The following is a 26,548-nucleotide window of genomic DNA, read 5'->3' as shown; positions in this document are numbered from 1 at the left end:
TGGAAAAGTACAATACAATACTACCGAGGGGAGTAACACGAGCTATAAATCATCATATGTATTTGGAGGGAGTGCCACTTTTGTACAGGAAACTGATAAAGCTTCTTTTGCAGCTCCTAATGGTCCTATTGCGAGCTATTATCATACTTTATTCGCGGTTGCCAAACGTAAGCCCAGTAAATTGAATCCTGGAAATAGGGATAGTCTGGTATTGGTGTATGATGATTTAACAGCGCCGGTTTCTGGTAAGGCAAAAGTGCGGTTTGCAAACTTTTCTCCTGATGCACCGAATGTAGATTTAGTTTTAGTAGGTAGTGGTGCAGTTTTTTCAAATGTTGCATATGGCAATTTTGGCGATCAGACCATTATAACCTATGATGCAAATGGGAAGGCTCCGGCCACCATACCGGGTTTGAGTTGGAAAACGCTTGGCCCCTTTAAGGAAATTGATGCTGTTGCATCTAAGAATCTTGAGGTTAAGAACAATACGACTCAGGCAGTATTACCTATTGCAGGCAGTGGGTTATCTAACATAACTTTTGAGGCCGGAAAGATATACACCATCTTTATAAATGGAAGCCCTGGCGGAGCCGGGCTAAGTGCAACCATAATTACACATAGCAAGTAACATTGGTTAAAGCAGTCGAAATGACGGAGTGTGCTAGTGCACTCCGTCATTGCTATGTTACAATTGAAATCTAAGATTAAAGTAAAATAACGGTTTAACCTGGGTTCGGGCTGTTTTATAAAGTAGTATATGCCTAAATTTATAAAGAATTAATACTTTATATATGAACCCCCTGATTGTAGCCACAGATTTTTCGGAAGTAGCTGAGAACGCTGTAGAATATGCCGCTGCCATTGCCAAACATAATAATGCAAAGCTTATCCTTTACAATTCTTTTGTAATTCCTACTCATGCTGCAAATACCCTTTTGCCGGCAGCCAGCATACAAAAATTGATAACGGATAATGAGATTCGCTTAATTGAAAGAGCACTATCTCTATCTATCGATTACGATATAGAGGTAGAACATGAATCAAACCTCTCCTTTGTTCAGGAGGCGCTGAAAAGCTTAATAGACAAGCATCAGGCTGCCCTGGTGGTATTGGGGATGAATACTAAAACTTTGGAGCAGGATCTTTGGGGTAACACCACAACATCGGCAATTAAGAAACTCAATCTGCCGGTTATGGCTGTTCCGCTGGGAGCCAGGTTTGAGGGCACCAAAAATGTGCTTTTTGCTTGTGATGTGTTGCGAGGTATATCAGAAAAAGTACTTGCCAATATTAAAGAACTGGCAATAGCACTGAACGCCGAGGTTGAAGTTTTTAATGTAAGTCAGAAGGTTGAAGAATTAAAAACACTAAACGCTTCTTTACCGGAAGTAAGTGCCATTGATGATGGACTTGAAGGCATTTCTTACTATTATAAGAACGTAAATTCCAATGCGGTGATCAAGGAAATAGAAAAAGAAATTATCGATTTCAGAGCTGATCTATTGATTATGGTGCCAAAAAAATATGGATTCTGGGCTTCTATTATTCACCGGAGTAAAACACGCATAATGGCTTCAGGATTAAAAATACCCTTGCTTTCGCTCCCAATTTCCTAAGTTGAATCAGAATTTTTTTATGCTTATCATTGCCGCTTCAAATGAAGTATATAATTCTGTTTTTAATTGTTGCAAGCCATAGTCTGTGCTTTGGACAATTCACAAAGGTTAAGCGTGTTGTTGATGGTGATACTTTCGTAACTGAATCAGGCGAGCGGGTAAGGTTAATAGGTATAAATGCGCCTGAAATGAAGGATTTTTATGGCATTGAAGCAAAGGAACACTTAGCAGAGCTGATTGAAGGAAGAGATATTGAACTAACAAGAGACCATAAGTCAAAAGACAGAGACAGATACTCGAGATTGTTGAGATATGTTGTGCTTAGTGGAGTGGATATAAATGAGCAAATGATCCGTGAAGGATATGCTTACGCTTTACTTAAGTTTCGTTTTGACCGAGCTGCGGTGTACACTGATGCTGAAGCCGAAGCAAAAGATCAGTTGCTGGGAATGTGGAAGTATACTGAAGCCGAAAGAAACGAACCCCAAAATATTCCAGTAACTACTCCTATAAGCAACATTACCCAAATAGACCTATATGAGAACCGCTATGTAATTGGTGGGCTTGTTATAATGTTCATTATTCTGGGTATTAATTATCGTTTAAGAGCTTAGTGATCGAGATTTATTTGTCAGGCATACAACTAACAGGATAATTTAAGATTGTTTAATTAAGGAACAAACATGCCTTTTTTAATACCTCGTTTAAAGAACAAGTAGATTAATTTTCTGAAAAGCGATTTTGACATATTCTTTTTGCCTGAAAATTCATATTTTTAGTAACATTTATTGCGTGAAAGCATCATACACAAGATAAATTCGTAACAAAAACAAACTATTATTTCATATGAAAAGAACCATTACACTGCTCACGCTAGTATTATTCTTGGCAGGGGGCGCTTTTGCCCAAAAAAAGAAGAAAAAAGAGCTTGCCGCTGATTCGCTAAAAAAAGCGATGGCCAAGCCTGCTAAACCAACAATAAATGACAAAATAAAATCAAGTAAAAAGATTGACGGTCTTTTTTCGATGTATAGAGATACCGTAACGGGTAGCCTTCAGATGTATATTAAGAAAGATCAGTTAGGCAAGAATTACATTTATCAAAGTTTCTCGATGGGTGGGCCAACAACTTTGTTTCTTAACCAAAATATGATCAGAACTACCTGGTTGTTTTATATCCAGAAATCTGATGATAAAATTGAGCTTCTTCAAAAGAATACTAATTTTTACTACGATAAGGCAAATCCGGTAAGTAAATCAGCAGATGTTGACGTATCAGATGCAGTTTTTTATAGTGATAAGGTAGCTGCACAAGATTCTTTAGGCTACCTGATTGCTGTAGACGGTCTTTTTCTTGGAGACAAACTGGATCCCGTTAAACCGGTTTTTCCTCCAACTTTGCCTCCGGGGGCTGTATTTAATCTTGGAAACCTAAATACCTCTAAATCAAAGTACCAAAAGATACGCTCATTCCCGGGAAATACAGACGTAGTTGTGGAACTTGCTTATGATAACCCTGTGCCTTTAAACGGGGGAGGAAAAGACATTACTGATGCCCGCTATGTAAGGGTTAAAATGCAGCATTCTTTTCTTGAAGTTCCTAAGAATGATTTCCGCGCCCGTCGTGATGATCCAAGGGTAGGTTATTTTGGATCCGAAGTAGATAACCTGACTTCTTTATCACCTGCACCATATAAAGATTTTATTAGCCGCTGGAACCTTAAAAAGAAAGATCCGTCGGCGGCATTAAGCGAGCCGGTAGAACCAATTGTATTTTGGATTGAGAATACTACCCCGCTAGAGTATCGCCCGATTATAAAAGAGGCAGGTGAGAAATGGAACGAAGCATTTGAGAAAGCGGGTTTCAAGAATGCTGTTGTAATGAAAGAAATGCCTGATACGGCTAGCTGGGACCCGGCAGATATTGCTTACAACGTAATCCGTTGGGTGTCTTCGGCATATCCTTCTTATGGTGCAATAGGCCCAAGTTTTTATAACCCATTAACTGGCCAGATTTTAGGCGCCGACATTACTGTTGAATGGCGCTCTGGAGCAGGTACAATTATTACAGACGATCTTTATAACGGTGGAAATTCTGCTTTAAAGCTGCCTTGGGAAAATCCTATTGAGGCTGCTTCTTTAAAATCAGGTCAAGGGCATAGTTTCGATAAAAACCATATGGCTTCTTGTACATTGGCCCAGGAGCTAAGTATGCAGTATCAGACTGGTTTAACAGCAATTGAAGCGTTGGATGCTGATGTTCCAGAAGCAAAAAGAGCAGAAACTGTCCGTGAAATGCACAAACAATTCTTATACTATCTTATCATGCACGAAATGGGACATACGCTTGGACTTAATCACAATATGAAAGCCAGTCAAATGTTAACCCCTGCTCAAATGAATGATGTAGCGCTTACCCGTAAAATTGGATTGCAAGGATCTGTAATGGATTATCCTGCTATTAACGTAAGCAGCGATCGTAGTAAACAAGGTGATTATTATACCACTAAAGCGGGTCCATATGATTTATGGGCAATAGAGTATGGCTATACTCCATTTAGCGAGTCGGAAGAAGAGGCCGGACTAAATAAGATTTTAAGCCGCAGTACAGATCCACAGCTTGCATTTGGTAATGATGCAGATGACATGAGAAGCCCTGGAGGTGGTATCGATCCAAGAGTGAATGTTAATGATCAGACTAATGACATGGTTGCTTACGGAGAGGATAGGTTTAAATTGATTAACACAATGATGCCAAAGCTGAAGTCTCGTTTTAGCAGAACTGGTCAGAGCTATCAGGAGTTACGCTTACGCTATCAGCAGCTTAACGGACAACGTGCAAGTATTGCAGCGGCGATAAGCCGTTTCGTTGGCGGTGTTTATGTAGATAGAAGTTTTGTGGGACAGAAAACTACTGTTGCCCCATTTACGCCTGTTCCTGTTGCTTATCAAAAAAAGGCAATGGCACTGTTGGGTAAATATGTGTTTGCTCCTAATGCTTTTGATGCAGATAGCCCACTATTCCCTTATCTTCAAATTCAGAGACGTGGATTTGGATTTTTTGGAAGTAACGAGGACTTTAAGCCTCAGAATACATTCATGTCTATACAGTTAAGTACGCTTGCCCAAATTCTACATCCAAATACGTTGACGAGAATAAACAATAGTGGGCTTTATGGTAACACATATTCTGTAGCAAGTGTAATGAACGATTTGGCGAATGATATTTTTGCTGCAGATCTTAAATCGAATGTGAATCTATTCCGTCAAAACCTACAGACTGAATTTATAAAAGCTTCAGCAAGCATCGTTTCTTCACCTGGCGGATATGATAATGCAAGTAAAGCTGCGGCATTATCTACCTTAAAAAAGGTAAAAACCCAGCTTGGTGGTGCGGTTTCAACAAATGAACAAACTAAAGCTCACCGTACAAACCTGACTTTTTTAATTGATAAAGCTTTGGCAGTTAAATAAATTTGTAATTGCTTTAATAAAGAAGCCTGCGCCGATATCGGTGCAGGCTTCTTTATTAAATTTGGTCATTGATCTTCAATACAGCATTGTCCAATTCTCCTGCCGAGATTTCTAGAAAATTAACTAAGCCCGTAAGGGTCTCCTGGTCGCCAATTGAATCCTTTAATAAAGGGATAAGTCCTAGCAGATTAGATAGAGGTCGTCTTACTTCGTGAGAGTTGTGCCAGGCAATTTCTCTAAGCTTTTCATTCTGAGCTACGAGCTGCTCTTCATGTTTTACTCTTACATCTATATCCTGCATTGCTCCAAGCATTCTAAGCGGGTTGCCGGAATCATCGAAGATTAGATAGCCGCGATCAAAAACATGTTTGTAACTGCCATCCTGACAAAGGTATCTGTATTCTGCTTTCCACTTGTTCCCTTTTGTTTTTATGATTTTCTCAAATTCATAAATGATACGGGCCTGATCGTCGGGATGTACCCGGGACATAGCCCAGAAGGAATTGTGAATAACCTCATTGTCTTCATGCCCAAAGATCTCTTTATACCCACTCATCCAGGTTAATTTGTCATTGGCTATGTCATAATCCCATATCACATCATTGGTGGCCCTGGTAACCGTATTGTATAGGAGGACTTGATCGTTTAACTGTTTCTCATGTGCAATAAGTTCATTTTTATATCTTCTTTCTGTATTTAAAAGGCTACTATAATGGTAGTTTAAGCCTATTACTGCCGCTATAGCAGTGCCAATTAAAAATATAAAGTTTTTAAGGTAGTATAAGTTCCTTAAATCAGTTGCCGGGTATTGCCGATCAAGCCAACCGATAAATTGCGAACCTATAAGTAGCCATGTTCCACCTAAAATTAGATAAGTGATGACGATTCTGATTAGTGCGTTGTTTTTCAAAATAATTAGAGCTGATTTATTGTAAATTTACATTTTTAGCCTTATGAATCAATTCGCATTAATAACAGGAGCAAGTAAAGGAATAGGACGGTCAATAGCCATTTCGTTAGCCAAAAGAAAGTTTAATCTTTTACTTGTGGCAAGGTCGGCTCCTGAACTTAATGCACTTAAACTGGAACTTTCCAGCCAGTATAATGTTAGTGTGGAAGTTTTCGCATTAGATCTGTCTGTACACGGAGCTGCAAAGCGCGTAACGGAATGGTGTACTGACAATGCTTTTCCTGTCTCAGCCCTTGTTAATAATGCTGGTTTTGGCGTTTGGGGCAAATTTGAAAGCCTTTCTATAGATGAACAGTTAAATATGTTACAACTTAATGTAACGGCACTCACCGAACTTACTTATTATATGCTTCCAATTTTAAGACAAAACCAGCAAGGTTATGTGCTTAATGTTTCTAGTACGGCAGCGTATCAGGCAGTGCCTACATTGGCGATGTATGCGGCGTCTAAATCATATGTTTTGTCGTTTAGCAGGGCCATTAGATATGAACTAAAAGATTCATCCATATCAGTAACGTGTATTAGTCCGGGGCCTGTTGGAACTGGTTTTGCCGAGAGGGCAGGACTCTCAGTTATTAACGATATCGCCGAAAAATTTAATATGGATGCAGATGTTGTTGCGGAGATTGCAGTTAAAGCGATGTTAAATCGGAAAGCAGAAGTAATACCTGGTTTCACTAATATTATATCGGCATATGCGAATAGAGTCTTACCAAAATCACTTATTGAGAAGATAACAGCCGGCATCTATAAAATCAAATAATCCGGAATCAGAAAATATTTTTTAAAAATAAATGCTTGGTATTCAATATATTTTATATGTTTGTAAAATAAACTACTAAACACATAGACTATGTCTATTAAAACAGGTAACAACTTTTCATTAAATCACTCCATGGCAATGCTTCAGATGATGAAGCCCATGCAGTGTTGTTGCTGTTAATTTCTTAGGGTCGCATGCACCCACCTCTGATTTCAAATATTACCTTCTTTTAATTTTTTATAAAATATACCTATGGCAACTTCATATCCAAAGTTTTCATTAGCTGAAACTTTAACCGCTGAGCAGAAAGACTTTTTTAATACAAACGGCTTTATTCATTTCAAAAACTTTATAACACCTCAAACTGTAAAATCAATTGTAGATGCTTCTCTGGAAGTGCAAAAAAAATGGTTAGAAAAGGATGTAAGTAAAGTTAATGGCGTTCCAATTAAATATGGACGTGATCTCGATGGCTCTTCTATAGTACAACGATTTGCATTTATTAACCAGCATCATTCGGCCTTTAGTGGTCTTTTACTTGATCCAAGACTAAATGGTTTACTTGAACTTGCTGGTGCAGGTGCCAGATTAGGCGACAGTGAAAAAGACGGAATGGTTTTTAATCATTATGTAAATGGCCCGGATAGTAAATTCACAAAAATGGGGTGGCACACTGATGGCTTAAGAGATGTTTTTTATGGGCAAAAGCTAAATCCAATGCTTAATGTGGGAATACATCTGAATAATCTGGAACCTGAAAATGGAGGTTTAAGAATAATTCCAGGTACGCACAAGCAAGGACTTTATCAAATGCTTTTCAGAAAAAAATATTTTCTTGACCACGATGAAGATGCTGAAGAAATTGCAGTAGTACCTGAGGTGGGCGATCTTACTATCCACGATGGAAGATTATGGCATCGTGTTGCACAATCTACAGTAATTGGTGAGCAAAGTCGTAGAAGGGTAATTTACATTCCAATTATTGCAGGCAAATATGCTCCTAAAAATGAAAATAGTCCAACCGTGTTTTACCAGCGTTTTGCAGGTATTGTTAAATAAGTAGTCATGTTATTCTTAATCATCATAAATTATTTGATAAGGTCGGGCCGACTGGATAAGCCTATTTTGTTTGTAAAAACGGTATATAAAAGAAGCATCGCAAGATAGATTGCAATCGTATTTTATTCTTATGTTTACTATAAAGTAAATGTTAATTTGATCTCAAATGAAAAGAATATTATTGCTGCTTACCATTGTTGTTACTCTTGGATCTTTTACCAAGAAGGAAATTACATGGACTGCTATTGGTGACTCCATTACCTATTTAAATGAACATCAGGACGAAACGGGTAACCGGGTTACCAGCGGTTACATGACCAGGGTGGTAAGCAAGTTGCCTAATATTCGTTACATTAATCAGGGCCATAATGGTTGGACAGCTGTTGGTATTGCCAAGGAAATCGAAAATCTTGGCCTCCAGAAATCCGATGTATATTCAGTTTTTTTAGGTACAAACGATTGGTGGTCAGGCCAACCATTAGGAACTTTAAATGACTATATCAATAGCACTGGTCTCAAAACAGTTTACGGTTCGTATCGCATCATTATTAACAAGCTTAAAACCCTTAATCCTGATGCCAAAATTATTCTGATTACTCCAATGCAACGTGTAGATTTTGTATACATAGCAAATAGTAATAATAACGCATGGGGCTCTTATAAGGAGAAAAAGGGACAGATGCTATCGCAGTTTGCAGATGCTGTTAATGAAATTGGCCGTCATGAACATTATAAAGTAGTGGACTTATATAATAAAAGTGGCATGGAGTTAAAAACCCTGGTAAAGTATAAAAGATTAAAAGATCCTGAAACAGGAGCTTATAAGAATTATAGCTATCCTGATTTTAAGGATATTCCTTTTAATCCTGATACTGATGAATACCCTTATCCGATAGAAGCAAGTGACAATACTTTCGATGGCTTACATCCCTCAGATAAAGGTTATCAGATCATAGCGGATATGCTAGTTAAAATCATGAAGAAATATTAAAAGGCCAATTTATTGTTTAGAAGCTATTAACTCGTTAGTTAGCCTGTCTGTTTTCTGGCAAACAAAGTTTTCAAAGCTTATGTTTTCGATCTTATTAGCTATATAAGTATGTGAATCTGCAGTACCACTTAATTTTAAAGTCGATTCTCCTTTAAGAATGGTATACATGCTGTTTGCATTGGTTCTTACGTTGGCGGTAGCATTATCATTTAAAAAGATTTGCAAGCAAGTAAGATTAAGTTCACCTCTGGTAACTACTGATGCATTACCTGATGCCTGAATTCTGTTTAAATCTTTTACTGTAACTATAATGGTAACAGGATACCTATCGGTAGAATTGATTAGTAGATTATAACCTTTTCTGGCGATTGTGGTTTTCGAGGAATTATAGTATTCGTCAATTCTGACTTCTTCCTCCGAGCCTTTCACTAAAATGACTTTTACATTTCCACTAATAACAACCTTGTTAAACGTAATAGTGCCTGTTTTAAATGAAAGTAGTTGAGTACTGGGATTTGCAGCAAAAGTTGAGATAGCGGAAGATGTTAAAATGATTGCTGTAAACGCAGAAGCAAATAGAGTTTTTGTAAGGGTTTTCATGACGGTGTGTATTTAAGATTCTTTGATTATTTATCAATAAGATGCTTCCGTCAATAAAAAAGTTGCACAGCTATTATCTGTTTTATACCATGGGGCATTAAAATACGACGAACGGTCAAAAGGAATCGACCAACTAGAAAAGAAAATTATAGAATTGTTTGCGACCAGAAATGGTTTAAAATAAGAAAAGGGGATAGGCCTTTCGACTTACCCCCTTTAAATTAACGCTCTCGGGGGCAAATGTAATAAATGTTTAAACACTTATTTATCATGGAATTGTCATCAGTTAAATACTGTTAAAATTTTACCCGTCTCTACAGAATGTATTAGTTTCGTTTATAAATGGAAAATGTAATGCTAAGAAGTTCTATCTTTTTGTTTTTCATGTTGTTATGTCAGGGTGTTTTTGCGCAGCTAATAAAAGGTAAAGTAATAGATATCCAAACAGAACGCCCGCTCGGCGGTATTTCAATACAATTAAAATATGCAAAAAAGATAAGTAGCGCTACTGGTGATTTTTCATTAATTGCCTCTGCAGCAGATACTGTATGGTTTTCAGGAATAGGCTATGAAAGAAGATATGTTCTTGTAAAAGATTGGAAGTCTCCTCTAATGACAATTGGACTTAAGCCAACTTCTTTAGACCTTGAAGAAGTTGTTATTTTTGGTCAACGGAATCACAAAGCAGATTCACTAAAACTAAGGAAAGATTTTGCAAGAGAGTTCAATTATAAACCTATTGGTATTAAAGATGTTTTTATAAATTCTTATCAACCCAGGGGCCGGTTTGAGTTTGTAAAGATTGACGTATTGCAATTGGTAAGGTTATTAGGGCGAAAAAATGATATTCAGAATAAGCTAAAGAAAAGACTTCATGAAGATGAAAAACAGGCTTACATAGATTCAAGATTTGGAAAGTCTTTTGTTTCATCGCTTACTAAGCTCGAGAGCGATTCTCTTGATTTATTTATAGAACGATACAGGCCTACTAAAGAAGAGTTATTGGAGCTATCTGATTACAATTTGATGTTGAAGATCAAGTCGGATTTGAAGACGTTTAAAGAAAAGAAGAACTAAACCTTAAAAATAAGGCACAAAAAAAAGGTAGTCTTATCCAAGCACTACCTCTTTTTAACCAAATATAAACCCAGTATGAACGGGATCTTTTTCTTTAAGACAATAATCGCACCATTGTCTGTTTTAATCGTTTAATAATCAGCTACGCTGTATTAACAATACAAATGTAAGAATTATTTTTAGATAGTGTAATAAATACACTAAGTAATTTTTCAAATGACAATACTATGATAATTCTATGCATAAAAAAGGAGGCCATAGCCTCCTTTTAATGATCTGATAAATATTTTAATATTTGGTTTTATTTTAGATCTGTGATTTCTATCGTGAAATCGAGTACTGAGTTAGCAGGCACAGGACCGTTTCTCACATTCCCATAAGCGTAAAAAGAAGGGATAATTAAACGAATCTTACCTCCCTTTTGAATTAACGGAATGCCAATCTGCCATCCACCAATTAAACCACCCATTGTAAATACAGCACCGTTTTTAGAATCAAACTCTGTTCCATCTAGTAATCTTCCTGTATAATTTGCAGTAACCTGTGTTGTAGATACATACTCTATATTTCCTGTGCCAGGTGCAATGATTTGATAAAAGACTCCAAATTGTTCGTCCTTTTTTGTGACAATATTGTTTTTTGTTACAAAAGCTCTAATAGCATTTGTATCAGTTGTAAACTGAGCAATTGGATCGTGGTTATCTTCTACGGAATCTTTTTTGCAAGCTACAAGGCATCCTGCCATGCAGATGAAAAGTAATAAATGGTTTATTTTGGTCATGATAATCAAATATATGTTTTTTTAAATCATTACTTGAAGTTAATAAGTCGTTTTAGCAAAAGCAAACGTCTGTTTTTAATAGATTGAGTTTATTAGCTTTGACAAGTAATAAACAGAACCTATGAAAGAAAATAAATATGATAATCCTGCTTTTTTTTTGCAGTATAGCCAAATGACTCGTTCAGTAAAAGGGTTAAAAGGAGCTGGCGAATGGCATGTTCTTCAAAAAATGCTCCCTGATTTTAGAAATAAACATGTCTTAGATTTAGGTTGTGGCTTTGGCTGGCATTGCCAATACGCTGCAGAACATGGTGCTAAATCAGTGCTAGGAATAGATTTGTCAGAAAAAATGCTGAATTCTGCCAACGAAATGAATAAATTTTCATTTGTTGAATATAAGAGAATAGCAATTGAAGCTTTTGATTTCCCTGCTGATTCTTATGATGTTGTACTCAGTTCCCTTGCTTTCCATTATCTGGAATCTTTTGAAGAGGTGTGTCGTAAAGTGTACCAAACGCTTTCTACCGGAGGGGTCTTTGTTTTCTCGGTTGAGCATCCAATATTTACGGCCTATGGAAGTCAGGATTGGATTTACAATGAGGCGGGTGAGCGTATTCATTGGCCGGTTGATAAGTATTTCGATCAGGGAATTAGAAAGGCAAAATTTTTGGGAGAGGAAGTTGTCAAATATCACAAGACTTTAACTGCCTATATTAATGGGTTATTAAAAAATGGATTTGAAATAACGGCCCTGGTGGAACCAGAGCCGGATGAAATATCTTTAAAGACTATTCCTGGAATGCAAGATGAATTACGCAGGCCTATTTTTCTTATTATTTCAGCATTAAAAAAATAAAGTTGGGGGATTGGGTTTTAGCAGTTTTAGTTATTAAAAACTGCTTTGAATGCATTTCTGCAATCTTTACCTATTTCTAAAGGTAGTCCATCTTTTAGGTAAAGTTGAATTTCACCTTCAGCGGTATAGAAATAACGAAAATAGTTGTTAATCTTATCCGGTGCTCCGGTAAATGGGTTGTTCTTTGTACCAAACCATCTAGAATATTTATTATCAATCTCTTGAAGCTTTTCTTCAAAAGCCAGTTTTTTCTTGTCAGTAGTTCCTACCTGCGTTTCGTTTATAATTTCGCTCATATTTTGAATAACGCACAAGATACATAGAATATATCTATTGCTATGATAAATAGGCATTTATAGCTGCATTGTGACAGCTAAATGTTATATTTCTATAAATCCTTATGCTTTTACTTTTTAATCGCGATTAGATCATTTAATTTATTAAACATTTTGATCCAGCTTTGATAAGCACCTGTTTGTTTCGCGTCCTCTTCAGAAACAGTTTGATGGATAGCTAATTTTGTCTGATTTCCAATTGAGGTAAAAGTCACTGTAGTAATGGTTTCTTCTGGCCAGTCTTCAGGTTTTCCGGCAGCAACAGATGCTATTGACTCGCCGTTTTCATTCGTAAGAATCATTGAGAAAACTAGTTTTTCGGGAAATATAACCTGATCGTAGACGCCCTTTATCCAACAATCTCCATGTATAGGATCATGAATACAGGAGTGAAATGTACCACCCTCCTTTACATTGATGTACTTGAATTCGATGGTACAGCCATCAGGTGCATACCAGTGTTTTAATTGCTCTGGATCTGTCCAGGCATTAAATACAAGTTCACGTGGGGCATCAAAAAGATGCGTAATGAAAAGTTCTTTTTTAGATTGTCCCATCTTCTTTCTGTTTAGTTTGTATTGTTTGTAGGTAATTGTCTAGTTTTTCAAATTTGCTGACCCATTGTTTCTTGGATTGCTCAACCCAGTCAGCCACTTCATTTAGTTTATCAAGCTGAGGCTCACAAAATCGTTCTCTGCCTACCTGCTTAATTACTACTAATCCACATTCAGTGAGGATTTGTATGTGTTTGGATATTGCTTGTCTACTAATATTGAAAGCCTCGGCTACAGCGTTGAGATTCAAAGGCTCTTGTGCTATTCTTTGAATAATTTCGCGGCGGGTAGGATCAGCGATGGCTTGAAATACATCTCTTCTTGTTATCATTTTGCAACTATATGGTTGCAAATATAGATGCAATCATTTGATTGCGCAATATTTTTGAAAAAATAAATTCAAAGCGACGACCTTACCTTTTTAGATGCTTTATGAAAATGGTTTGATTTTTGTCCACTATTTAAAACTATTTTAATACCCTCTGGTCATGATTAAAACGCTAAAACTTCAGAAAGCAGTAATTGCCTTTATATTGGGCATACTGGCGCTAATTGCTTATAAAGTGATGAGTGTGAACAAAGTGGAATCAAGTAATTACATGTTGTCGTTTGCAGGCATTTTATTTATCGCAGGAGCATTGATGCTCATCTATCCCATTCTTTTTGCAAAAAAAGATAAAGAAGGGTGTGTAGAACTTGATCCTGAAATACAAGAAGAAATGGTTGCAGCAGAGGCACAAGTATCCACAACTGAAGAACCTGTAACTGAAAAAGTTGTGGTAAACGAAAAAATGGGAGAGGCTTAAACCACCCCACCCATGTATGGATCCGTTATCGAATCTTCTCCTGTTTCAACATGTCCTGCATATTGCTTTGAAAATGCATTGTAACCCTCTAATTGAATTGTAAAATCATACCAACCTGAACTCTTTTGAAGGTCAATAATTAAAGTTTTTTTACTTTTCGTACCTAATGATATCGATCTGGTGGCATCGCTTTTATAAACATTGTCGATTAAATTTATCTTTAAATCCTGATCACCCTCATTTTCAAGAATAAGTTCAATGTTGCCACTTGGCTTTTTGCTTAAAAACCCTTTAACCTCATAATGGCAGTTAGCCTTTAGCGAAGGGTCATTTTTATCACCTTTAAACGCTCTGAAAAAACCATTAGGAGCACTTATACATAAATCATATTGCCCATCCCCAAAATTTTGCAACGTTAGGCGGTCTAGAATTTTGTCTCCATTTTTTACTGCATATGCCCAGGTCTTTCCTGCCTGCCCGTTATATAGATTAGTAGTGTATACATTAAAGGGTGCTCCGACTGGCAATATTTTTTGCCCGAAATTGCCTCTGCCTGCTTCTAGCCAAAGTTCTACTTTGGTTTTAGAACTATCAAGATTACATTCTGCAAAGAGTTGATACGGTAAAGCGCAAGCCTTACTTGTTCCTCGTTCTTGTTGAGGTAAATAAGCCCCTGAAGCTATTTCAGTTTTTGATAAAGGATTTGGCTTAACCTGTGCCGGCTTATTTTTTGCATTTTGAATATTGGTAACAACTTCTTCTCTTTTTAAAGGTGCTGGTGCAACAGATGACATCCCTGTTGAAGGCCTGAAAGCTGATGTCAGATCGCCACAAATTACTCTTCTCCAACTGCTAATCATATTACTGCGAATTTTCTTCCCGGTTTTTTTGCTAAGTATGTTTTCTAAAAACATGAGTGAAGAGGTGTGGTCAAAAACTTGCGAATTTACATAGCCCCCTTTGCTCCAGGGAGAGGCAATGATCATTGGCACACGATAACCTAATCCAATAGGGCTATCTTTTTCTAGCTCATAATCGGCATCAACAGAAATTCCTTCAGAAACTTTTCCACTCGATGGGTCGTTAGGTTTTGGAACTACATATGGAGGGATGTGATCAAAGTACCCATCATTTTCATCATATGTAAGGATGAAAACTGTCTTTTTCCATACTTCGGGGTTCTTTGTTAAAATGTCAAGCGCTTCAGATACATACCATGTTCCATACAACGGTGAACTGGTATGATCAGAGAATCTTTGCGGAGCTACCAGCCATGAAACGGTGGGTAGTTTGCCATTGTCAACATCAGAGCGAAACTGATGGAAGATATCGTTTTTCGGGATGCTGATGGTTTCTTCGTGTCCCCGGTCATTAGTAAAGGTAAATGGAGCAAGTTCCAGATAGTTAAACGGCGCATTTATATTGCTGGCAAATGCTTTGTCTATTAAATTCTTTTCACGGGTAGATAGCTTATTGTATTTTTCGGTTACCTGTGCTGCAGTGAGGGCAGGCTTACTTGTCGAATCACCATTCTTTCTGAAATATGCCGCAAGCTTAACGTTGTAGCGTTTTACATACTCAATTGCATTGTCCCCGTAATTACCTAACCAATCATCTACATTGTCACCTTGTAAATCTGCTGTCCATATTTCATTTTGGTAGATCTTCCAATCAATGCCATTATCTTCTAATACCTCTGGAAATGTATCCCAGTCTACAAAAGCACCCTCTCTTGATTCTGCTTGAGAATTGTTTACAGCTGCTACCGAACTCCCGTTTAATTCAGGCCGAATGTTACCTGTCCAGAAAAATAACCTGTTTGGAGTAGTGCCGGTAAGAGATGAGCAAAAATTATGGTCACAAATTGTAAAGGCTTCGGCCATTGAATAATAAAAAGGAATATCTGTCCTGTCATAATATCCTAAAGACATAAGTGATTTTACAGGTACCCATTTATCATACTTGCCGTTGTTTCGGGCAGCAAGCTGGTCCGACCAGGAGTGAGGCAGCCCACCTTGCCAGGTAATCTTTGTTTTATTAATGTCTACATGAAACGGGGCATAGGTTTTACCCTCATTATCTTTTTGTAACCAGACCTTATCCTTATCAGGAAGTGTAAAAGCTCTTGGATCATTAAAGCCACGAACACCTTTGAGCTTACCAAACATATGATCAAAAGAGCGGTTCTCCTGCATCAGGATTACAATATGCTCTGCATCATAAAATGTAGATCCGGGATCTGCTTCGATTGCCATTGCCTTTTGGATAGACATAGGAATTACATTGGGTAAACCCACTGCTCCAGATAATAGGGCAGCTTTTTTAAGAAAGTCTCTTCTTGAGTTCATAGTGGTTCATTTGTATGTTGTGTGTTTGAACCAAATGTAATAAGAATAGAAATAAGTTGGTAACCGATAGATTACCCCTTTAGCGCTTTCCAGATCAGGTCATGAATTTCCGTCGCCTGTACATTGCTGTTGTTTAGCTTTTGATCCGTAATTAAAACAGGGTGAAACTCTGCAGGTGTGTTGATGCTGCCATGTGAGCCCTTAATTAAGGTGGCATCTAATGGAATAACATCCATTACATAACGGAAACCTGCTTTTTTTCTTAATAGCTTGTATGCCGCACGCGGTTTAGAAGACATGAACATTTCAACAGGGTCATACCCTGGTTTTTTATGAATATCTACGCACCTGGCATAATCAGGAGCTTTTGCGTCGTCAAGCCAGAAATAATAAGTAAACCAGTTTGCCGGTTCAGCAACCAATACAAAGTCGCCCGCCCTTTCATGGTCCATTCCATATTTCTTTTTGCCTTCCTTATCTAAAACCATAGCAATGCCAGGAGTTTTTTCAAGAATAGTTTTTACCTGGTCGGTTACCGTTGGATCATTGATGTAAACATGTGCAACCTGATGATCCGCAACCACAAATGCTTTAGAAGCACCCGCATCTAATAATTCTAAACCTCGCTCTACACGAATCTGCAACAGCCCGTTTTCTCTAAAGATTCTGTTTAGGTGAATCGGTTTGCTTACCGGAACAATCCCGTATTCGGATAGAATAATGATATTGGCTCCTTTTTTTTCATAAAATGTTACCAGGTCCTTTACCAATTCATCTATCTCGCCAAGTTCTTTGCTGATTTTATCAAAGTCACTGCCGAATTTTTGCAGACAATAATCCAGATGTGGCAAATATATTAAGGTAAGGGTAGGATTGTAAAGATCCTCAGTAATCATAGATGCATCAGCAATCCATCGGCTAGACTTTATATTTGCACCTGGTCCCCAAAATTGAAAAAGCGGAAACTGACCTAATTTATCCTGTAAAATATCGCGTAATTCTGCCGGTTCTGAATAACAATCAGGAAGTTTTCTGCCATCAGCTAAATAGTTTGGACGTGGAGTTACACTGTAGTCAGCATTTGAATACATGTTGTACCACCAGAACATATTGGCGCAAGTAAAATTAGGATCTTCTTTTTTTGCCTTGTCCCAGATCTTCTCTACAAGCACAAGCTTGTTTGATTGCTTCCAGAACTTGATTTCCGAATCCATATGGTCGTACCATCCGTTCCCGACAACACCATGTTCTGTTGGCTGTCTTCCTGTTAAATAAGTTGATTGTACACTGGTAGTTACAGCCGGTAGCATTGGTGCTATTGCACCAAGGTTTTTATCTTTTATGTATTGTTCTAAAAAGGGAGTATGCTTGCCAATAAGGTTCGAGGATAAGCCAACAACATCTATTACTACAGTTTTCTTCATCTTAAACATTTGTTTTAATTACCCAGTTCAGTTCATTACTGATAGATTGGGCAATCGGTAATTTTAATTGCTCCGGTAATACCGGTAATACTTCCCAGGTATAGGTTTCTACTTCCAGATGGTCAGTAAAAGGGGCATTCTTTTGAAGTTCCAGAACAGTGGTAATATCATCCTGAGTAGATTGTAATAATCCGATCTCTTTAATTGATATTGGTACATGGAAATGTGCCCTCCATTGCGTGGCTTCCTGATTTTCAAAGTCTTCAAGAGCAGGAGTAAGGTCCGAATAACGAATCAGCCCACCATCTTTCTTTAAGGCAACTACCTGATGCAGATAGGTTGGCTCATTAAACGTCTGAAAGCTGTTCTTTATGATTTCTCTATCTGCTTCTGATTTATCAAGATTTGCTTTTAAAGCAGCACTGATCTGTATTTTGCCTACTTTAATGCCTTTTGCTTCAAGTTCTTTTAGAACCTCATCATGAGCTTCATAGCCTATAGCAAAGTGACAAACATCATAGCAAAGGCAAAGGTGTTTTTTAATTAATGATTCGGCTTCAATGCCAGCAACATTAAATGAACTTTCAATTGCCGGAATGCCAAGTGGCAGCAAATCATTCTCAAACCAATCTATAAATTCCCTTCCGGTTTCAAGTATGCCATCAGGCTCAGGTTCCAGATCAAGGTGCATAATTTTACCAGTTTGCTCGCTAATTCTAATCAGTTCTTTTATAACCGCTATTACATTCAAGGTAGCAGTGCGTTTTGCCTGTGCAAAATCGTCAGCAGTTTTAAACCAGTGCCTGTAACTAAGTGGCGATGTTGAAATCCCCCCATTCATACCTTCAGGTAATAGAGATTGGAGTATATTAAAAAGTCTGATAGTATATTCTCTGCGCGCGTCTGTTGTCCAGTCAGGTGTATGTACATCTTCTTTAACCACTGTGCGGTGAAATTCTCCGTAAGGGAAACCATTCATGGTAAAAACATAAGCGGCATTTTCCTTAAGCCACTGCTTAAATTCAGCCAAAGCATCTTCTTTAATCAATTCAAGACTAGAGATATTTGACAATCTAAGTCCTAGTCCAAGTGGTCCGTTTGGTGAAACAGATTGTTTGATCACAGGGAAATTCTCTTGTAACGCTTTAAAATCATCATCCCAGTTTTTGCCCGGATGTATGTTTGTGCAATAGGTTAAATGGCCAGTGTTGACTTTCATTATTATTGGTTGCTTATAGGTAAACCAGCGTGTGTACTGGTAAAGTTTAAAACATAGTTGCTCGCTTCCATCAATAACTGGTGATCCATCTGATGTACCTCTTTCCCAGTACCCAAATCAGTAAGCAGGGTAATGGTAAGTTTGCCGCCAAGATGTTCCTGAAATTCTGCCAATCCACGAAGTATTGGAGATTCAGAATCGTTAATCTGGATAAATGGATTAGAAATGTCAAAAGACAGGTGAATCAGTACACTTAATATGCGCTGTAATTTTTCTTCTGTTAGCATTCCTGTCAGGAAAGAATAGGTGCTATCTAAAGCAATACCCATTGCCACAGCTTCACCATGTAAAACGCTGAAGTTACTTAGCTGCTCTAGTTTATGTGCACTCCAGTGGCCAAAATCTAGTGGCCTGGCCGATCCTGTTTCAAATGGATCATCACCGGCAATATGGTTTAAATGCAATTGAGCACAACGTTTGATCAGGTAATTCATCGTATCCATATCCCGTGCAACCAGTTGTGCCGCATTATCTTCAATCCAGTAAAAGAATTCAGGATCTTTGATAAGGGCAACTTTTACTGCTTCAGAAATACCCGAACGCCAATCTCTGTCACTTAACGTAAGCAAAAACTGGTCATCGTTAAATACTGCCGATGGCGGTGCAAAAGTGCCAAGAAAGTTCTTTTTACCATTGTAATTGATGCCATTTTTAACACCAATACCAGAGTCGTTTTGCGAGAGTACAGTTGTAGGGATACGGATATGTTTAATACCGCGGTGCGAAACTGCAGCCGCATAACCAACAAGATCAAGTACGGCGCCCCCTCCAATGGCAGCAATGTACGAATGCCTGTCAATTCCATAAACATTCACTGCTTCAACCAGTTGGTCAAAAAGTGCAGTGTCATTTTTTGATGCTTCTCCGCCCGGAACAATCATGATGTCCTTAATCAGCTCCACATCTTTATGTTGCTCAAAGTAAGCCTTAATTGATGGTACAAGGTCAGGATGAGCATCGGCAACACCCTTGTCCAGTACGAAAAATATTTTGCGCAAGGCCTCTGAAGGCTTCTCCTTAAAGAAGTTTGCCAAGATAGGATTGCCTGTATCAAATAGCGAAGCAGTGAAGTATATTTTATACTCAAATTTTACACTAAACGACTGTTCTAAATAACTCATAGTTGAAAATTCCTGACTAAGTAACAGCGAATGCTTTACTTAGTAATATTGATAATGGTAATAAAATAACAATTGATAGGGCTACTTTCCAGTCGGCAAAGACGCTAGCCCAGGCAGCATTCATTAATATTAATGCAATAACACCTGCTTTTACTGCCTTACCTATATTTGGCCCTATTGGATTTTGTATGGCTTTTAACAGCGGTATAAATATCATTAAAGCAAAAGGTACAATAAATGCCAATGTGATGCGTATATCGCCTTTTGTGGTGGCGAAAAAAAGAATGCTGGCAATTACAATAGCGTAAAGTATCGCAGCAAAATAAAGCATATTTTTACTTCCTCCGTGTACTTCACCTCTGCTAATCATGGTAATAGACGCAATATAGATAATAGGTACAAGGGCTAAAAACCACCATTGTTGCACCTGAGAGCTAATAATACTTACGCCTAGCAATAGGTTTAATCCACGACATAACCCCATATTTAGTGGGCCTAATATGGAATGATGTTTAGCCCATCTGTTATAAGTAAGGCATGCAATCATAATAGACACTGCAAGTACTGATGTTGTGGTGCCAAAAAGGTTGGCTGCCGCAATTCCTATAAAGAAGAATACTGCGCCAAAAATAGTTGCTGCTTTTTTGCTTACTAATCCGCTTGGGATTGGGCGTTCCGGACGTTCTATCTTATCCAGATCGGCATCATAAACATCATTAAAGATAATGCCGCCACTGTACAAACCTATTGTTGAGATGCAAAGCAGTATAACAGGTAGCTGTAAAGTGCTCCATCCCGTTAATGAAAAGGAACCCGAAATAGCTATGCCCGCCAGTACATCTGCAACAGAAGTAACAACATTTGCAGGCCGCATTAGCCTTATATATCCTAATAGTTTTTTCAATGTATACCTAATTAGGAAATGATGATAGAATTTTTATCTATTCTTGGTTGTTGCCCGCCACGCAAAATCGAATTGCTTTCAAATTTCTGACTTTGATCAATGTTTTTAACTGAAATAAAATCGTTCTCATCAATTTGTCCACTTTGTGCAAATGCTGTTATAGCATTTCTGTAACTAACCAGTTCAATATCAGTAAGGCTAATTCCCGATTTTTTCATTAATGCCGCAGTTTTAGGTACTGCAAGTGGATCCGAAATGCCCCAGTCTGCTGCTGAATTGATCATGATTCTTTCAGATCCATATTGTTTTACCACCTCTACCATGCGCTCATTGCCCATTTTGGTAAAAGGATAAATGGTAAATGCGGCCCAAAAGCCTCTGTCCAGAACTTCCTTAACAGTTTCCTCGTTATTATGATCTACAATTACCGAATATGGAGAAAGTCCATGTTCTATCGCAATATCCATACTACGTTGCGTGCCTTTTTTCTTATCTCTGTGTGGTGTGTGAGAAATATTTTTCTTCGGCAGCAGTCTGATCATCAAAACCAATTTCGCCAATACCAACTACCCCTTCTTTAAAAATAAAGTGAGGAAGTATTTCCATTACTTGTTCTGCCAGTTTTTCGTTATTGGCCTCACGAGAGTTTAAGCCTATGGTGCAATAATGCTTAATACCGAATTGTGACGACCTGAATCTTTCCCAACCAATAAGGCTGCTATAATAATCGGTAAAACTGTCTACTCCTGTACGCGGCTGACCCAGCCAAAAAGCCGGCTCTATTAAAGCTACAATACCTGCATCGGCCATAGCCTGGTAATCATCTGTAGTACGTGAGGTCATGTGTACATGCGGGTCAAAAAATTTCATCCCGCTGATGTCATTTAAATCAAGAGAAGTTTGAATTTTTTCTCCTTCATTTCTTTCCTGAAAATTATCATTACAGCACATAATTCAAAATTTATATTTTCTGATTTTTTTGTTCTATCAATTTGTATATCTCCGGATTAACAGTTCTGTGAGCGGCTAAACGTTCTTGTACATAGTCGCTTAAAGTATCCGATAATGCCTGGTTGGATCTCTCCTTTAATCCAATGATGTGATTAACGTCTTTCTCTGTAAAAAATGCTTTCAGCACCAATTGGTTCCATGCCCCTTCTGAAAGGAAATGAGCTGGGTATGGGTTGTGGTACATAATGGCTTCCAATACGGTGCCAATATTGCTGCGTATTCCATCCTCACATCTGGCAACCCATTCTTCAGCATAAGCTAAAAATGGCAAGGCAGAATAAAGTGCAATTTGCTCGTTCATTTCAGAGGCAATAAACAACCCGTTTATCTTTTTGATATAGGTTTCTTTATGCTCATCTGGAACCTGCATCAATAGCCAAACACGAGAAAGCCTGTCGGCAGTCCACCCATTTAATGAAAAACCGGGTAGTAGCCCATCTATTTTTTCCTCATCCTCTGTCTGCACCTCTATCGGCTTTTTTCCGGCCAAACGTGGCAGATGCGAAAAGGCGAGGTTTAATTGTATTGATTTTTCTTCTGTCTTAATCAATTCAATCTTATTCTCCAACCACAACAAGGCATCACTGCTAAGGTTTTGTTTAATGATTTGCAGAAAAAGATCATTAAGGCTTTTTATCCCTTCTATATCTATCAAAAGCATGATGTTCTTTTTTATAAATTGACAGCTACAAAATAGTTGATGGCAAGTGCACCGCTTATAATCAGAAGACCAAAGAACTCTCTGGTTTTCTCTATATAAGGCTTGGTGGCCTGCATACTCTCAACTAAGCTTGGGCTTCGGTACTTCATTATCCAGTCGCGCACTCCGTCTTTTGCAAAAAAGAGGATGATTGCGTAAATAAGATAGAAAGATATGGCAACAAGATATACGATGGGATAAAAAAGATTAAAAATGGCAAATCCACAACAAATGGAAGCCACCATATAGATAGGCACCCAAAGCCATGAGTCTTTGTCATTAAGGTTTACATACGCAAATAGTATAAACGCGATGCAAAAAATAGAGTTTAAAATGCTAAGTAGCATAACAATGAAGATTAAATTTGTGTGTGTATTTAATTAACAAATACAAATAAACAGATAATTAACTCGATTTAATAAGGTCGTATTGTAAAAAAAGAAATAGGGTACACAAAAATATTACTTTCAATGTGTTGGTTTTTATGTAATTTCATTGGTAAAGTCTCTATTTTAAGGAAATTGTTATGAAGAATTTTTTGAGTTTATCTTTTGTAATGTTGCTGGCTCTATGTGTTAATGCACAGCACAAACTGGAAAAAATATGGGAAACAGACAGTATAATTAATCTGCCTGAATCTGTATTGCCTGATGTTAAGGCCGGAGTATTGTATGTATCAATAATGGGAAATAGCCCCGATAATAAGGATGGAATTGGTGGGGTAGGCAAACTGGATATGAACGGAAAGGTGATTAATTTGGATTGGATTACCGGACTTAACTCCCCAAAAGGGCTTGCAATACATGGCAGCAAAATGTATGTTGCTGATTTGACGGATGTGGTAGTGATCGACATCCCTACAAGTAAAGTTGAGCTGACTATACCAATAGAAGGATCTAAGTTCTTAAATGACGTTACGGTTAGCGATAAAGGCGTGGTGTATGTTTCAGACTCCCGGACAAAAAGAATCCATCAGATCATTAACAATAAAGATGTTGTCTATATGGAAAATATAGATGGTGTTAATGGACTCAAAGCAGTTGGCGACGATCTTTATATCGCTGGTGGGGGCAAGAACCTTTTAAAGGCCAATGCAAAGAAAGAGATGATCAAGATTGCAGGGCTGCCTTTTGGTGGAGACGGAATTGAGCCAATTGGCAATGGCGATTTCTTATTCTCATGTTGGGGTGGTTATATCTATTATGTATCTGCCAATGGCACTTCCGAACTATTGTTGGATACGCATCTGGAAAAGAAAAACACTGCTGATATTGGATACGATCCGGTTAAAAAAATAGTTTATATCCCTACTTTTTACAAGAAGAGCATAATGGCTTACCAGTTAAAATAGATTCCTTCTATTGTGCACTTAATTGCTTAACTTGTTCAAGCATATCATCAAGTGTCTTTCTGTTAAGTGCTTTGCCTGCAGTTATCACAGCGAAGATCTTTTGAGTTGCACTTATATTGCTCAAAGGATTTTCGTCTAATAATAGTAAATCTGCTTTTTTCCCCTCAGCAATACTACCATACTCTTTTTTGCCAAGAAAATCTGGTGAATTGATAACAGATGCCTGTAAAGCCTGTAATGGGCTTAAACCATATTTCACAAGCAATTCTAATTCTTTATGGAGACCAATACCAGGGTAAGCGTAAGAATTTAGATAACCTGCATCCGTACCGGCTAATATTTTTACACCTGCTTTTTCCAGAAGCGGGAGTGTGGTTACAGTTTTTTCAAACAGCTGATGTCTGAAAGCAATAGCTTCTGCATCATCTTGCTCAACTCTTTTTACACGGCCTTCATAAGTTTTTTGTAAACCTTTTCCTATGTACTGCAGGTAGCTGTCATTTTTATGATTGTCTTTCTCAAAATAGGTAAGGATATAGTTTAGGGAAAGTGTTGGCGTAACATACATGCCATGCTTAGCCATATTTCTGTAAGTTGATAAGGCAGCGGTTTCATCAAAAGTTTCCATAACTTTTTGGTTAAACGCCTTACCTTTCAGGGTGCCTGCTGCAACTTCAGCTGAGATCTCTTTTTCTACTTTTGATCCGGCTTTAAGTGCATAGCCCAAATGCTCAACAGAACTTAAACCTGCATTTGCTATTTGTTCCATTGTTAAGGCACTTGGGATGTGTGCCGACACCCGATATCCACGCTTACGCGCTAGTTTTATAGCTTCTAAAAAGAGATCGGGCTTTAGCGTATTATCTGTTATTTTAACAAAATCGACACGCATTTTTTGTAAAGAATCCAGGGCTTGCTCTATCTCTTTAGTATTTCCAACTTCAATATCACCTTTCCAAACAGATTTATACCCTTCTAGTTTAGGTCCAGAGGTGAAAATGGATGGACCAAGTAGTTTCCCTGCTGCAATTTCATCTCTCCATTGTAATACACTAGGGCTAATGTCAGCTGCTGCATCACGTACGGTTGTAATGCCATAAGCCAGAAATAGCGGTAACAGGTTCTTATTTTCATTGATTAAAGAATCGCCACCACCAAAGTGCATATGCATATCCCAAAGGCCAGGCATCAGATACTTGCCTTTTGCATCCAATATTTGTTTTGAATTGTATCCGCTGATCAGCTTTTCATTAAATACGTTAATGATTTTCCCATCTTTAATAGCTACGGCTTTTCCGGAAATTATTTTGCCTGTTTTAACATCAATGATATTTGCAGATTTGATAATTATATCAGCGTCTTTTTTCTGTGAGAATACGCCAGAGGCCGCTAAACAGAAGAGGATAGAGAATATTAATTTTTTCATTAGGAAGGTTATTTCTTAGCTGCTTCTTCAAGAACAGCTGTTATTTCTTTAAAATTTCTTTTTTTGGCGTGGCTAAGTGCATCAACGCCTTCTTTATCTTTAATGGTAATGTCGCAGCCGGCATTTACCAGAAGCTGAACAATTTTTACATATTTATCGCTTCCATCACCAAGAATAACGGCTTCCAGTAATGCTGTCCACCCTAATCTGTTTATATGATCAATAGGATAGTTTTTGTCTTTTAGTAATTCAGTAACTATTGCAATATGACCCCTTTCGCATGCAGGTATTAACGCAGTACCATTATACCGATTAAACACTTTATAGTTCGCGCCCGCTTTTAAGCAAAGCTGAAGTATTTCGAGATAACCGGAAGCCCCGGCGTATAGAAAAGGGCTGTTTAGCATATTGTCTTGCTGGTTTACATTAGCTCCGGCATCGATCAGCATTTTTGCCAGCGTAATGCGATTGCTGTAAGTAGCATTCATTAAAGGTGTTTCTCCTTTGCTATTTCGCAGCTCAACGTTCTTATTTACAGAAAGCCATTGCGATAGCTTAGTGCTGTCGTTTGCCGCTATGATTTTGAAAACCTCTAATTCGTTTTGTTCCATGTTTTTTTTCTGCGAACAAGCATTCATTGCAATGCAAGTAAGGATGATGACAGATAAGATTCGGAAATTCATATGCAAATTTAGTTCTTAAAGCCTCAGCTAAATAGGACTGATTATCATAATAAGGGTACTAATTATTTGTTTTCCGAAATTGCTGAGGACTAACACTCGTATTTTTCCTGAAAAATCTGGAGAAATAAGAGGTGTCGTTAAACCCAAGAGAATAGGCAATCTCTTTAATATCAAGGTTTGTTAACGTTAGCATCCTTTTTGCTTCGAGCAAAATACGCTCTCGAATAAGGTCTCCGGCAGTTATTCCTGATTTTTTCCTGCAAATCTGATTCAGATAATTAGCAGTAACGTGTAGCTCTGCAGCATAAAATGATACCTCGCTATGCGCAGCGTAATGCTTATCGAGAAGTGCAAGGAAATTGTTAATCAGGCGATTGTCGGTAGTAGAGTCCTGCAGATCAAAGCAGTCTGAATACCAT

Annotated in this window: 29 protein-coding genes; 11 read left to right on the top strand and 18 right to left on the bottom strand. The window is 37.9% G+C overall.

Annotated elements, in window-relative coordinates; genetic code table 11:
- From AC1DDX_RS07290 to AC1DDX_RS07275, 4 genes are all read left to right on the top strand, one after another.
- On the top strand, positions 1-628 hold a 628-nt coding region (locus AC1DDX_RS07290), incomplete at its 5' end, for a DUF4397 domain-containing protein (protein WP_477621905.1).
- Positions 629-791: 163 nt separating this feature from the next.
- Positions 792-1,616 (top strand): universal stress protein, encoded by an 825-nt coding sequence (locus AC1DDX_RS07285; RefSeq protein ID WP_172661632.1) that lies wholly within the window; start codon positions 792-794, stop codon positions 1,614-1,616.
- A 41-nt stretch (positions 1,617-1,657) separates the two neighbouring features.
- A complete protein-coding gene (locus tag AC1DDX_RS07280) occupies positions 1,658-2,230 on the top strand; it encodes a thermonuclease family protein (RefSeq protein ID WP_288881884.1) in 573 nt (190 codons plus the stop codon).
- A gap of 232 nt (positions 2,231-2,462) precedes the next feature.
- Positions 2,463-5,090, top strand: a complete 2,628-nt coding sequence (locus AC1DDX_RS07275) for a zinc-dependent metalloprotease (RefSeq protein ID WP_337717273.1) — start codon at positions 2,463-2,465, stop codon at positions 5,088-5,090.
- Positions 5,091-5,145: 55 nt separating this feature from the next.
- On the opposite strand, the gene AC1DDX_RS07270 is transcribed toward AC1DDX_RS07275, so the two are convergent.
- A complete protein-coding gene (locus tag AC1DDX_RS07270) occupies positions 5,146-6,000 on the bottom strand; it encodes a PAS domain-containing protein (protein ID WP_288881888.1) in 855 nt (284 codons plus the stop codon).
- A 43-nt stretch (positions 6,001-6,043) separates the two neighbouring features.
- Between AC1DDX_RS07270 and AC1DDX_RS07265 the strand changes: the two genes are divergently transcribed.
- The 3 genes from AC1DDX_RS07265 to AC1DDX_RS07255 all read left to right on the top strand — a co-directional run bounded on the left by AC1DDX_RS07265 (position 6,044) and on the right by AC1DDX_RS07255 (position 8,873).
- Positions 6,044-6,823, top strand: a complete 780-nt coding sequence (locus AC1DDX_RS07265) for an SDR family NAD(P)-dependent oxidoreductase (protein WP_172661628.1) — start codon at positions 6,044-6,046, stop codon at positions 6,821-6,823.
- Between the two features lie 252 nt (positions 6,824-7,075).
- Positions 7,076-7,882, top strand: a complete 807-nt coding sequence (locus AC1DDX_RS07260; RefSeq protein ID WP_337717271.1) for a phytanoyl-CoA dioxygenase family protein — start codon at positions 7,076-7,078, stop codon at positions 7,880-7,882.
- A 166-nt stretch (positions 7,883-8,048) separates the two neighbouring features.
- A complete protein-coding gene (locus AC1DDX_RS07255) occupies positions 8,049-8,873 on the top strand; it encodes an SGNH/GDSL hydrolase family protein (protein WP_337717269.1) in 825 nt (274 codons plus the stop codon).
- 9 nt (positions 8,874-8,882) lie between these two features.
- Here AC1DDX_RS07255 and AC1DDX_RS07250 read toward each other — a convergent pair whose 3' ends face one another.
- Positions 8,883-9,473 (bottom strand): GIN domain-containing protein, encoded by a 591-nt coding sequence (locus tag AC1DDX_RS07250; protein ID WP_337717267.1) that lies wholly within the window; start codon positions 9,471-9,473, stop codon positions 8,883-8,885.
- A 354-nt stretch (positions 9,474-9,827) separates the two neighbouring features.
- Here AC1DDX_RS07250 and AC1DDX_RS07245 point away from each other — a divergent pair, with 354 nt between their 5' ends.
- The gene (locus tag AC1DDX_RS07245; protein ID WP_337717265.1) at positions 9,828-10,550 is read left to right on the top strand and encodes a peptidase associated/transthyretin-like domain-containing protein; all 723 of its coding nucleotides are present in this window, start codon (positions 9,828-9,830) and stop codon (positions 10,548-10,550) included.
- A gap of 301 nt (positions 10,551-10,851) precedes the next feature.
- On the opposite strand, the gene AC1DDX_RS07240 is transcribed toward AC1DDX_RS07245, so the two are convergent.
- Positions 10,852-11,331: an FKBP-type peptidyl-prolyl cis-trans isomerase gene (locus AC1DDX_RS07240; protein ID WP_337717263.1), complete on the bottom strand. Its 480-nt coding sequence runs from the start codon at positions 11,329-11,331 to the stop codon at positions 10,852-10,854.
- Positions 11,332-11,452: 121 nt separating this feature from the next.
- Between AC1DDX_RS07240 and AC1DDX_RS07235 the strand changes: the two genes are divergently transcribed.
- A complete protein-coding gene (locus tag AC1DDX_RS07235; protein WP_337717261.1) occupies positions 11,453-12,187 on the top strand; it encodes a class I SAM-dependent methyltransferase in 735 nt (244 codons plus the stop codon).
- Between the two features lie 26 nt (positions 12,188-12,213).
- Here the strand turns inward: AC1DDX_RS07235 and AC1DDX_RS07230 are convergent, their stop codons facing one another.
- The 3 genes from AC1DDX_RS07230 to AC1DDX_RS07220 form a co-directional block, all read right to left on the bottom strand.
- Entirely contained in the window at positions 12,214-12,483 is a 270-nt protein-coding gene (locus AC1DDX_RS07230) for a hypothetical protein (RefSeq protein WP_048907616.1), read from the bottom strand.
- A 110-nt stretch (positions 12,484-12,593) separates the two neighbouring features.
- Complete coding sequence (locus tag AC1DDX_RS07225) at positions 12,594-13,079, bottom strand: SRPBCC family protein (protein WP_337717259.1); 486 nt, start codon at positions 13,077-13,079, stop codon at positions 12,594-12,596.
- A complete protein-coding gene (locus tag AC1DDX_RS07220) occupies positions 13,066-13,407 on the bottom strand; it encodes an ArsR/SmtB family transcription factor (RefSeq protein WP_172661621.1) in 342 nt (113 codons plus the stop codon). Before AC1DDX_RS07220 ends, AC1DDX_RS07225 begins: the two co-directional genes overlap by 14 nt.
- A gap of 157 nt (positions 13,408-13,564) precedes the next feature.
- Here AC1DDX_RS07220 and AC1DDX_RS07215 point away from each other — a divergent pair, with 157 nt between their 5' ends.
- Positions 13,565-13,882 (top strand): isoleucyl-tRNA synthetase, encoded by a 318-nt coding sequence (locus tag AC1DDX_RS07215; protein ID WP_288881901.1) that lies wholly within the window; start codon positions 13,565-13,567, stop codon positions 13,880-13,882.
- On the opposite strand, the gene AC1DDX_RS07210 is transcribed toward AC1DDX_RS07215, so the two are convergent.
- The 9 genes from AC1DDX_RS07210 to AC1DDX_RS07170 form a co-directional block, all read right to left on the bottom strand.
- On the bottom strand, positions 13,879-16,230 hold the full coding sequence (locus tag AC1DDX_RS07210; RefSeq protein WP_337717257.1) for a phosphocholine-specific phospholipase C: 2,352 nt from the start codon (positions 16,228-16,230) through the stop codon (positions 13,879-13,881). The two genes, AC1DDX_RS07215 and AC1DDX_RS07210, sit on opposite strands and share 4 nt — an antisense overlap.
- Positions 16,231-16,301: 71 nt before the next feature.
- A complete protein-coding gene (locus AC1DDX_RS07205; RefSeq protein WP_337717255.1) occupies positions 16,302-17,654 on the bottom strand; it encodes an alkaline phosphatase family protein in 1,353 nt (450 codons plus the stop codon).
- Between the two features lies 1 nt (position 17,655).
- Positions 17,656-18,873 (bottom strand): metabolite traffic protein EboE, encoded by a 1,218-nt coding sequence (gene eboE / locus AC1DDX_RS07200; protein ID WP_477621904.1) that lies wholly within the window; start codon positions 18,871-18,873, stop codon positions 17,656-17,658.
- Positions 18,874-18,875: 2 nt separating this feature from the next.
- Positions 18,876-20,054 (bottom strand): 3-dehydroquinate synthase, encoded by a 1,179-nt coding sequence (locus AC1DDX_RS07195; RefSeq protein ID WP_288881911.1) that lies wholly within the window; start codon positions 20,052-20,054, stop codon positions 18,876-18,878.
- Between the two features lie 16 nt (positions 20,055-20,070).
- The gene (gene eboC / locus AC1DDX_RS07190) at positions 20,071-20,958 is read right to left on the bottom strand and encodes a UbiA-like protein EboC (protein WP_288881914.1); all 888 of its coding nucleotides are present in this window, start codon (positions 20,956-20,958) and stop codon (positions 20,071-20,073) included.
- Positions 20,959-20,969: 11 nt separating this feature from the next.
- Positions 20,970-21,500 (bottom strand): hypothetical protein, encoded by a 531-nt coding sequence (locus tag AC1DDX_RS07185; RefSeq protein ID WP_477621903.1) that lies wholly within the window; start codon positions 21,498-21,500, stop codon positions 20,970-20,972.
- The gene (locus tag AC1DDX_RS07180; protein ID WP_477621902.1) at positions 21,448-21,909 is read right to left on the bottom strand and encodes a TatD family hydrolase; all 462 of its coding nucleotides are present in this window, start codon (positions 21,907-21,909) and stop codon (positions 21,448-21,450) included. The genes AC1DDX_RS07185 and AC1DDX_RS07180 overlap by 53 nt, the downstream gene beginning before the upstream one ends.
- A 10-nt stretch (positions 21,910-21,919) precedes the next feature.
- Positions 21,920-22,630, bottom strand: a complete 711-nt coding sequence (locus AC1DDX_RS07175; protein WP_288881918.1) for an EboA domain-containing protein — start codon at positions 22,628-22,630, stop codon at positions 21,920-21,922.
- Between the two features lie 11 nt (positions 22,631-22,641).
- The gene (locus tag AC1DDX_RS07170; RefSeq protein WP_172661614.1) at positions 22,642-23,016 is read right to left on the bottom strand and encodes a transmembrane 220 family protein; all 375 of its coding nucleotides are present in this window, start codon (positions 23,014-23,016) and stop codon (positions 22,642-22,644) included.
- Between the two features lie 179 nt (positions 23,017-23,195).
- Here AC1DDX_RS07170 and AC1DDX_RS07165 point away from each other — a divergent pair, with 179 nt between their 5' ends.
- Complete coding sequence (locus tag AC1DDX_RS07165; RefSeq protein WP_172661613.1) at positions 23,196-24,020, top strand: NHL repeat-containing protein; 825 nt, start codon at positions 23,196-23,198, stop codon at positions 24,018-24,020.
- A 7-nt stretch (positions 24,021-24,027) separates the two neighbouring features.
- On the opposite strand, the gene AC1DDX_RS07160 is transcribed toward AC1DDX_RS07165, so the two are convergent.
- The 3 genes from AC1DDX_RS07160 to AC1DDX_RS07150 form a co-directional block, all read right to left on the bottom strand.
- Positions 24,028-25,446: an amidohydrolase family protein gene (locus AC1DDX_RS07160; protein ID WP_337717252.1), complete on the bottom strand. Its 1,419-nt coding sequence runs from the start codon at positions 25,444-25,446 to the stop codon at positions 24,028-24,030.
- A gap of 8 nt (positions 25,447-25,454) precedes the next feature.
- The gene (locus AC1DDX_RS07155; RefSeq protein WP_288881926.1) at positions 25,455-26,057 is read right to left on the bottom strand and encodes an ankyrin repeat domain-containing protein; all 603 of its coding nucleotides are present in this window, start codon (positions 26,055-26,057) and stop codon (positions 25,455-25,457) included.
- A 130-nt stretch (positions 26,058-26,187) separates the two neighbouring features.
- Positions 26,188-26,548 (bottom strand): helix-turn-helix domain-containing protein (locus AC1DDX_RS07150; RefSeq protein ID WP_477621901.1); only part of this gene is annotated, 361 nt, incomplete at its 5' end.

The organism is Pedobacter sp. 10L46_2 (assembly GCF_056395165.1).
This window is presented reverse-complemented; position numbering and strand designations above follow the sequence as displayed.

Coding starts and splice junctions, on each gene's coding strand:
- AC1DDX_RS07285 (WP_172661632.1), top strand. CDS start 792: ATGAACCCCCTGATTGTAGCCACAGATTTTTCGGAAGTAGCTGAGAAC.
- AC1DDX_RS07280 (WP_288881884.1), top strand. CDS start 1,658: ATGAAGTATATAATTCTGTTTTTAATTGTTGCAAGCCATAGTCTGTGC.
- AC1DDX_RS07275 (WP_337717273.1), top strand. CDS start 2,463: ATGAAAAGAACCATTACACTGCTCACGCTAGTATTATTCTTGGCAGGG.
- AC1DDX_RS07265 (WP_172661628.1), top strand. CDS start 6,044: ATGAATCAATTCGCATTAATAACAGGAGCAAGTAAAGGAATAGGACGG.
- AC1DDX_RS07260 (WP_337717271.1), top strand. CDS start 7,076: ATGGCAACTTCATATCCAAAGTTTTCATTAGCTGAAACTTTAACCGCT.
- AC1DDX_RS07255 (WP_337717269.1), top strand. CDS start 8,049: ATGAAAAGAATATTATTGCTGCTTACCATTGTTGTTACTCTTGGATCT.
- AC1DDX_RS07250 (WP_337717267.1), bottom strand. CDS start 9,473: ATGAAAACCCTTACAAAAACTCTATTTGCTTCTGCGTTTACAGCAATC.
- AC1DDX_RS07245 (WP_337717265.1), top strand. CDS start 9,828: ATGCTAAGAAGTTCTATCTTTTTGTTTTTCATGTTGTTATGTCAGGGT.
- AC1DDX_RS07240 (WP_337717263.1), bottom strand. CDS start 11,331: ATGACCAAAATAAACCATTTATTACTTTTCATCTGCATGGCAGGATGC.
- AC1DDX_RS07235 (WP_337717261.1), top strand. CDS start 11,453: ATGAAAGAAAATAAATATGATAATCCTGCTTTTTTTTTGCAGTATAGC.
- AC1DDX_RS07230 (WP_048907616.1), bottom strand. CDS start 12,483: ATGAGCGAAATTATAAACGAAACGCAGGTAGGAACTACTGACAAGAAA.
- AC1DDX_RS07225 (WP_337717259.1), bottom strand. CDS start 13,079: ATGGGACAATCTAAAAAAGAACTTTTCATTACGCATCTTTTTGATGCC.
- AC1DDX_RS07220 (WP_172661621.1), bottom strand. CDS start 13,407: ATGATAACAAGAAGAGATGTATTTCAAGCCATCGCTGATCCTACCCGC.
- AC1DDX_RS07215 (WP_288881901.1), top strand. CDS start 13,565: ATGATTAAAACGCTAAAACTTCAGAAAGCAGTAATTGCCTTTATATTG.
- AC1DDX_RS07210 (WP_337717257.1), bottom strand. CDS start 16,230: ATGAACTCAAGAAGAGACTTTCTTAAAAAAGCTGCCCTATTATCTGGA.
- AC1DDX_RS07205 (WP_337717255.1), bottom strand. CDS start 17,654: ATGAAGAAAACTGTAGTAATAGATGTTGTTGGCTTATCCTCGAACCTT.
- eboE (WP_477621904.1), bottom strand. CDS start 18,873: ATGAAAGTCAACACTGGCCATTTAACCTATTGCACAAACATACATCCG.
- AC1DDX_RS07195 (WP_288881911.1), bottom strand. CDS start 20,054: ATGAGTTATTTAGAACAGTCGTTTAGTGTAAAATTTGAGTATAAAATA.
- AC1DDX_RS07185 (WP_477621903.1), bottom strand. CDS start 21,500: ATGATCAGACTGCTGCCGAAGAAAAATATTTCTCACACACCACACAGA.
- AC1DDX_RS07180 (WP_477621902.1), bottom strand. CDS start 21,909: ATGTGCTGTAATGATAATTTTCAGGAAAGAAATGAAGGAGAAAAAATT.
- AC1DDX_RS07175 (WP_288881918.1), bottom strand. CDS start 22,630: ATGCTTTTGATAGATATAGAAGGGATAAAAAGCCTTAATGATCTTTTT.
- AC1DDX_RS07170 (WP_172661614.1), bottom strand. CDS start 23,016: ATGCTACTTAGCATTTTAAACTCTATTTTTTGCATCGCGTTTATACTA.
- AC1DDX_RS07165 (WP_172661613.1), top strand. CDS start 23,196: ATGAAGAATTTTTTGAGTTTATCTTTTGTAATGTTGCTGGCTCTATGT.
- AC1DDX_RS07160 (WP_337717252.1), bottom strand. CDS start 25,446: ATGAAAAAATTAATATTCTCTATCCTCTTCTGTTTAGCGGCCTCTGGC.
- AC1DDX_RS07155 (WP_288881926.1), bottom strand. CDS start 26,057: ATGGAACAAAACGAATTAGAGGTTTTCAAAATCATAGCGGCAAACGAC.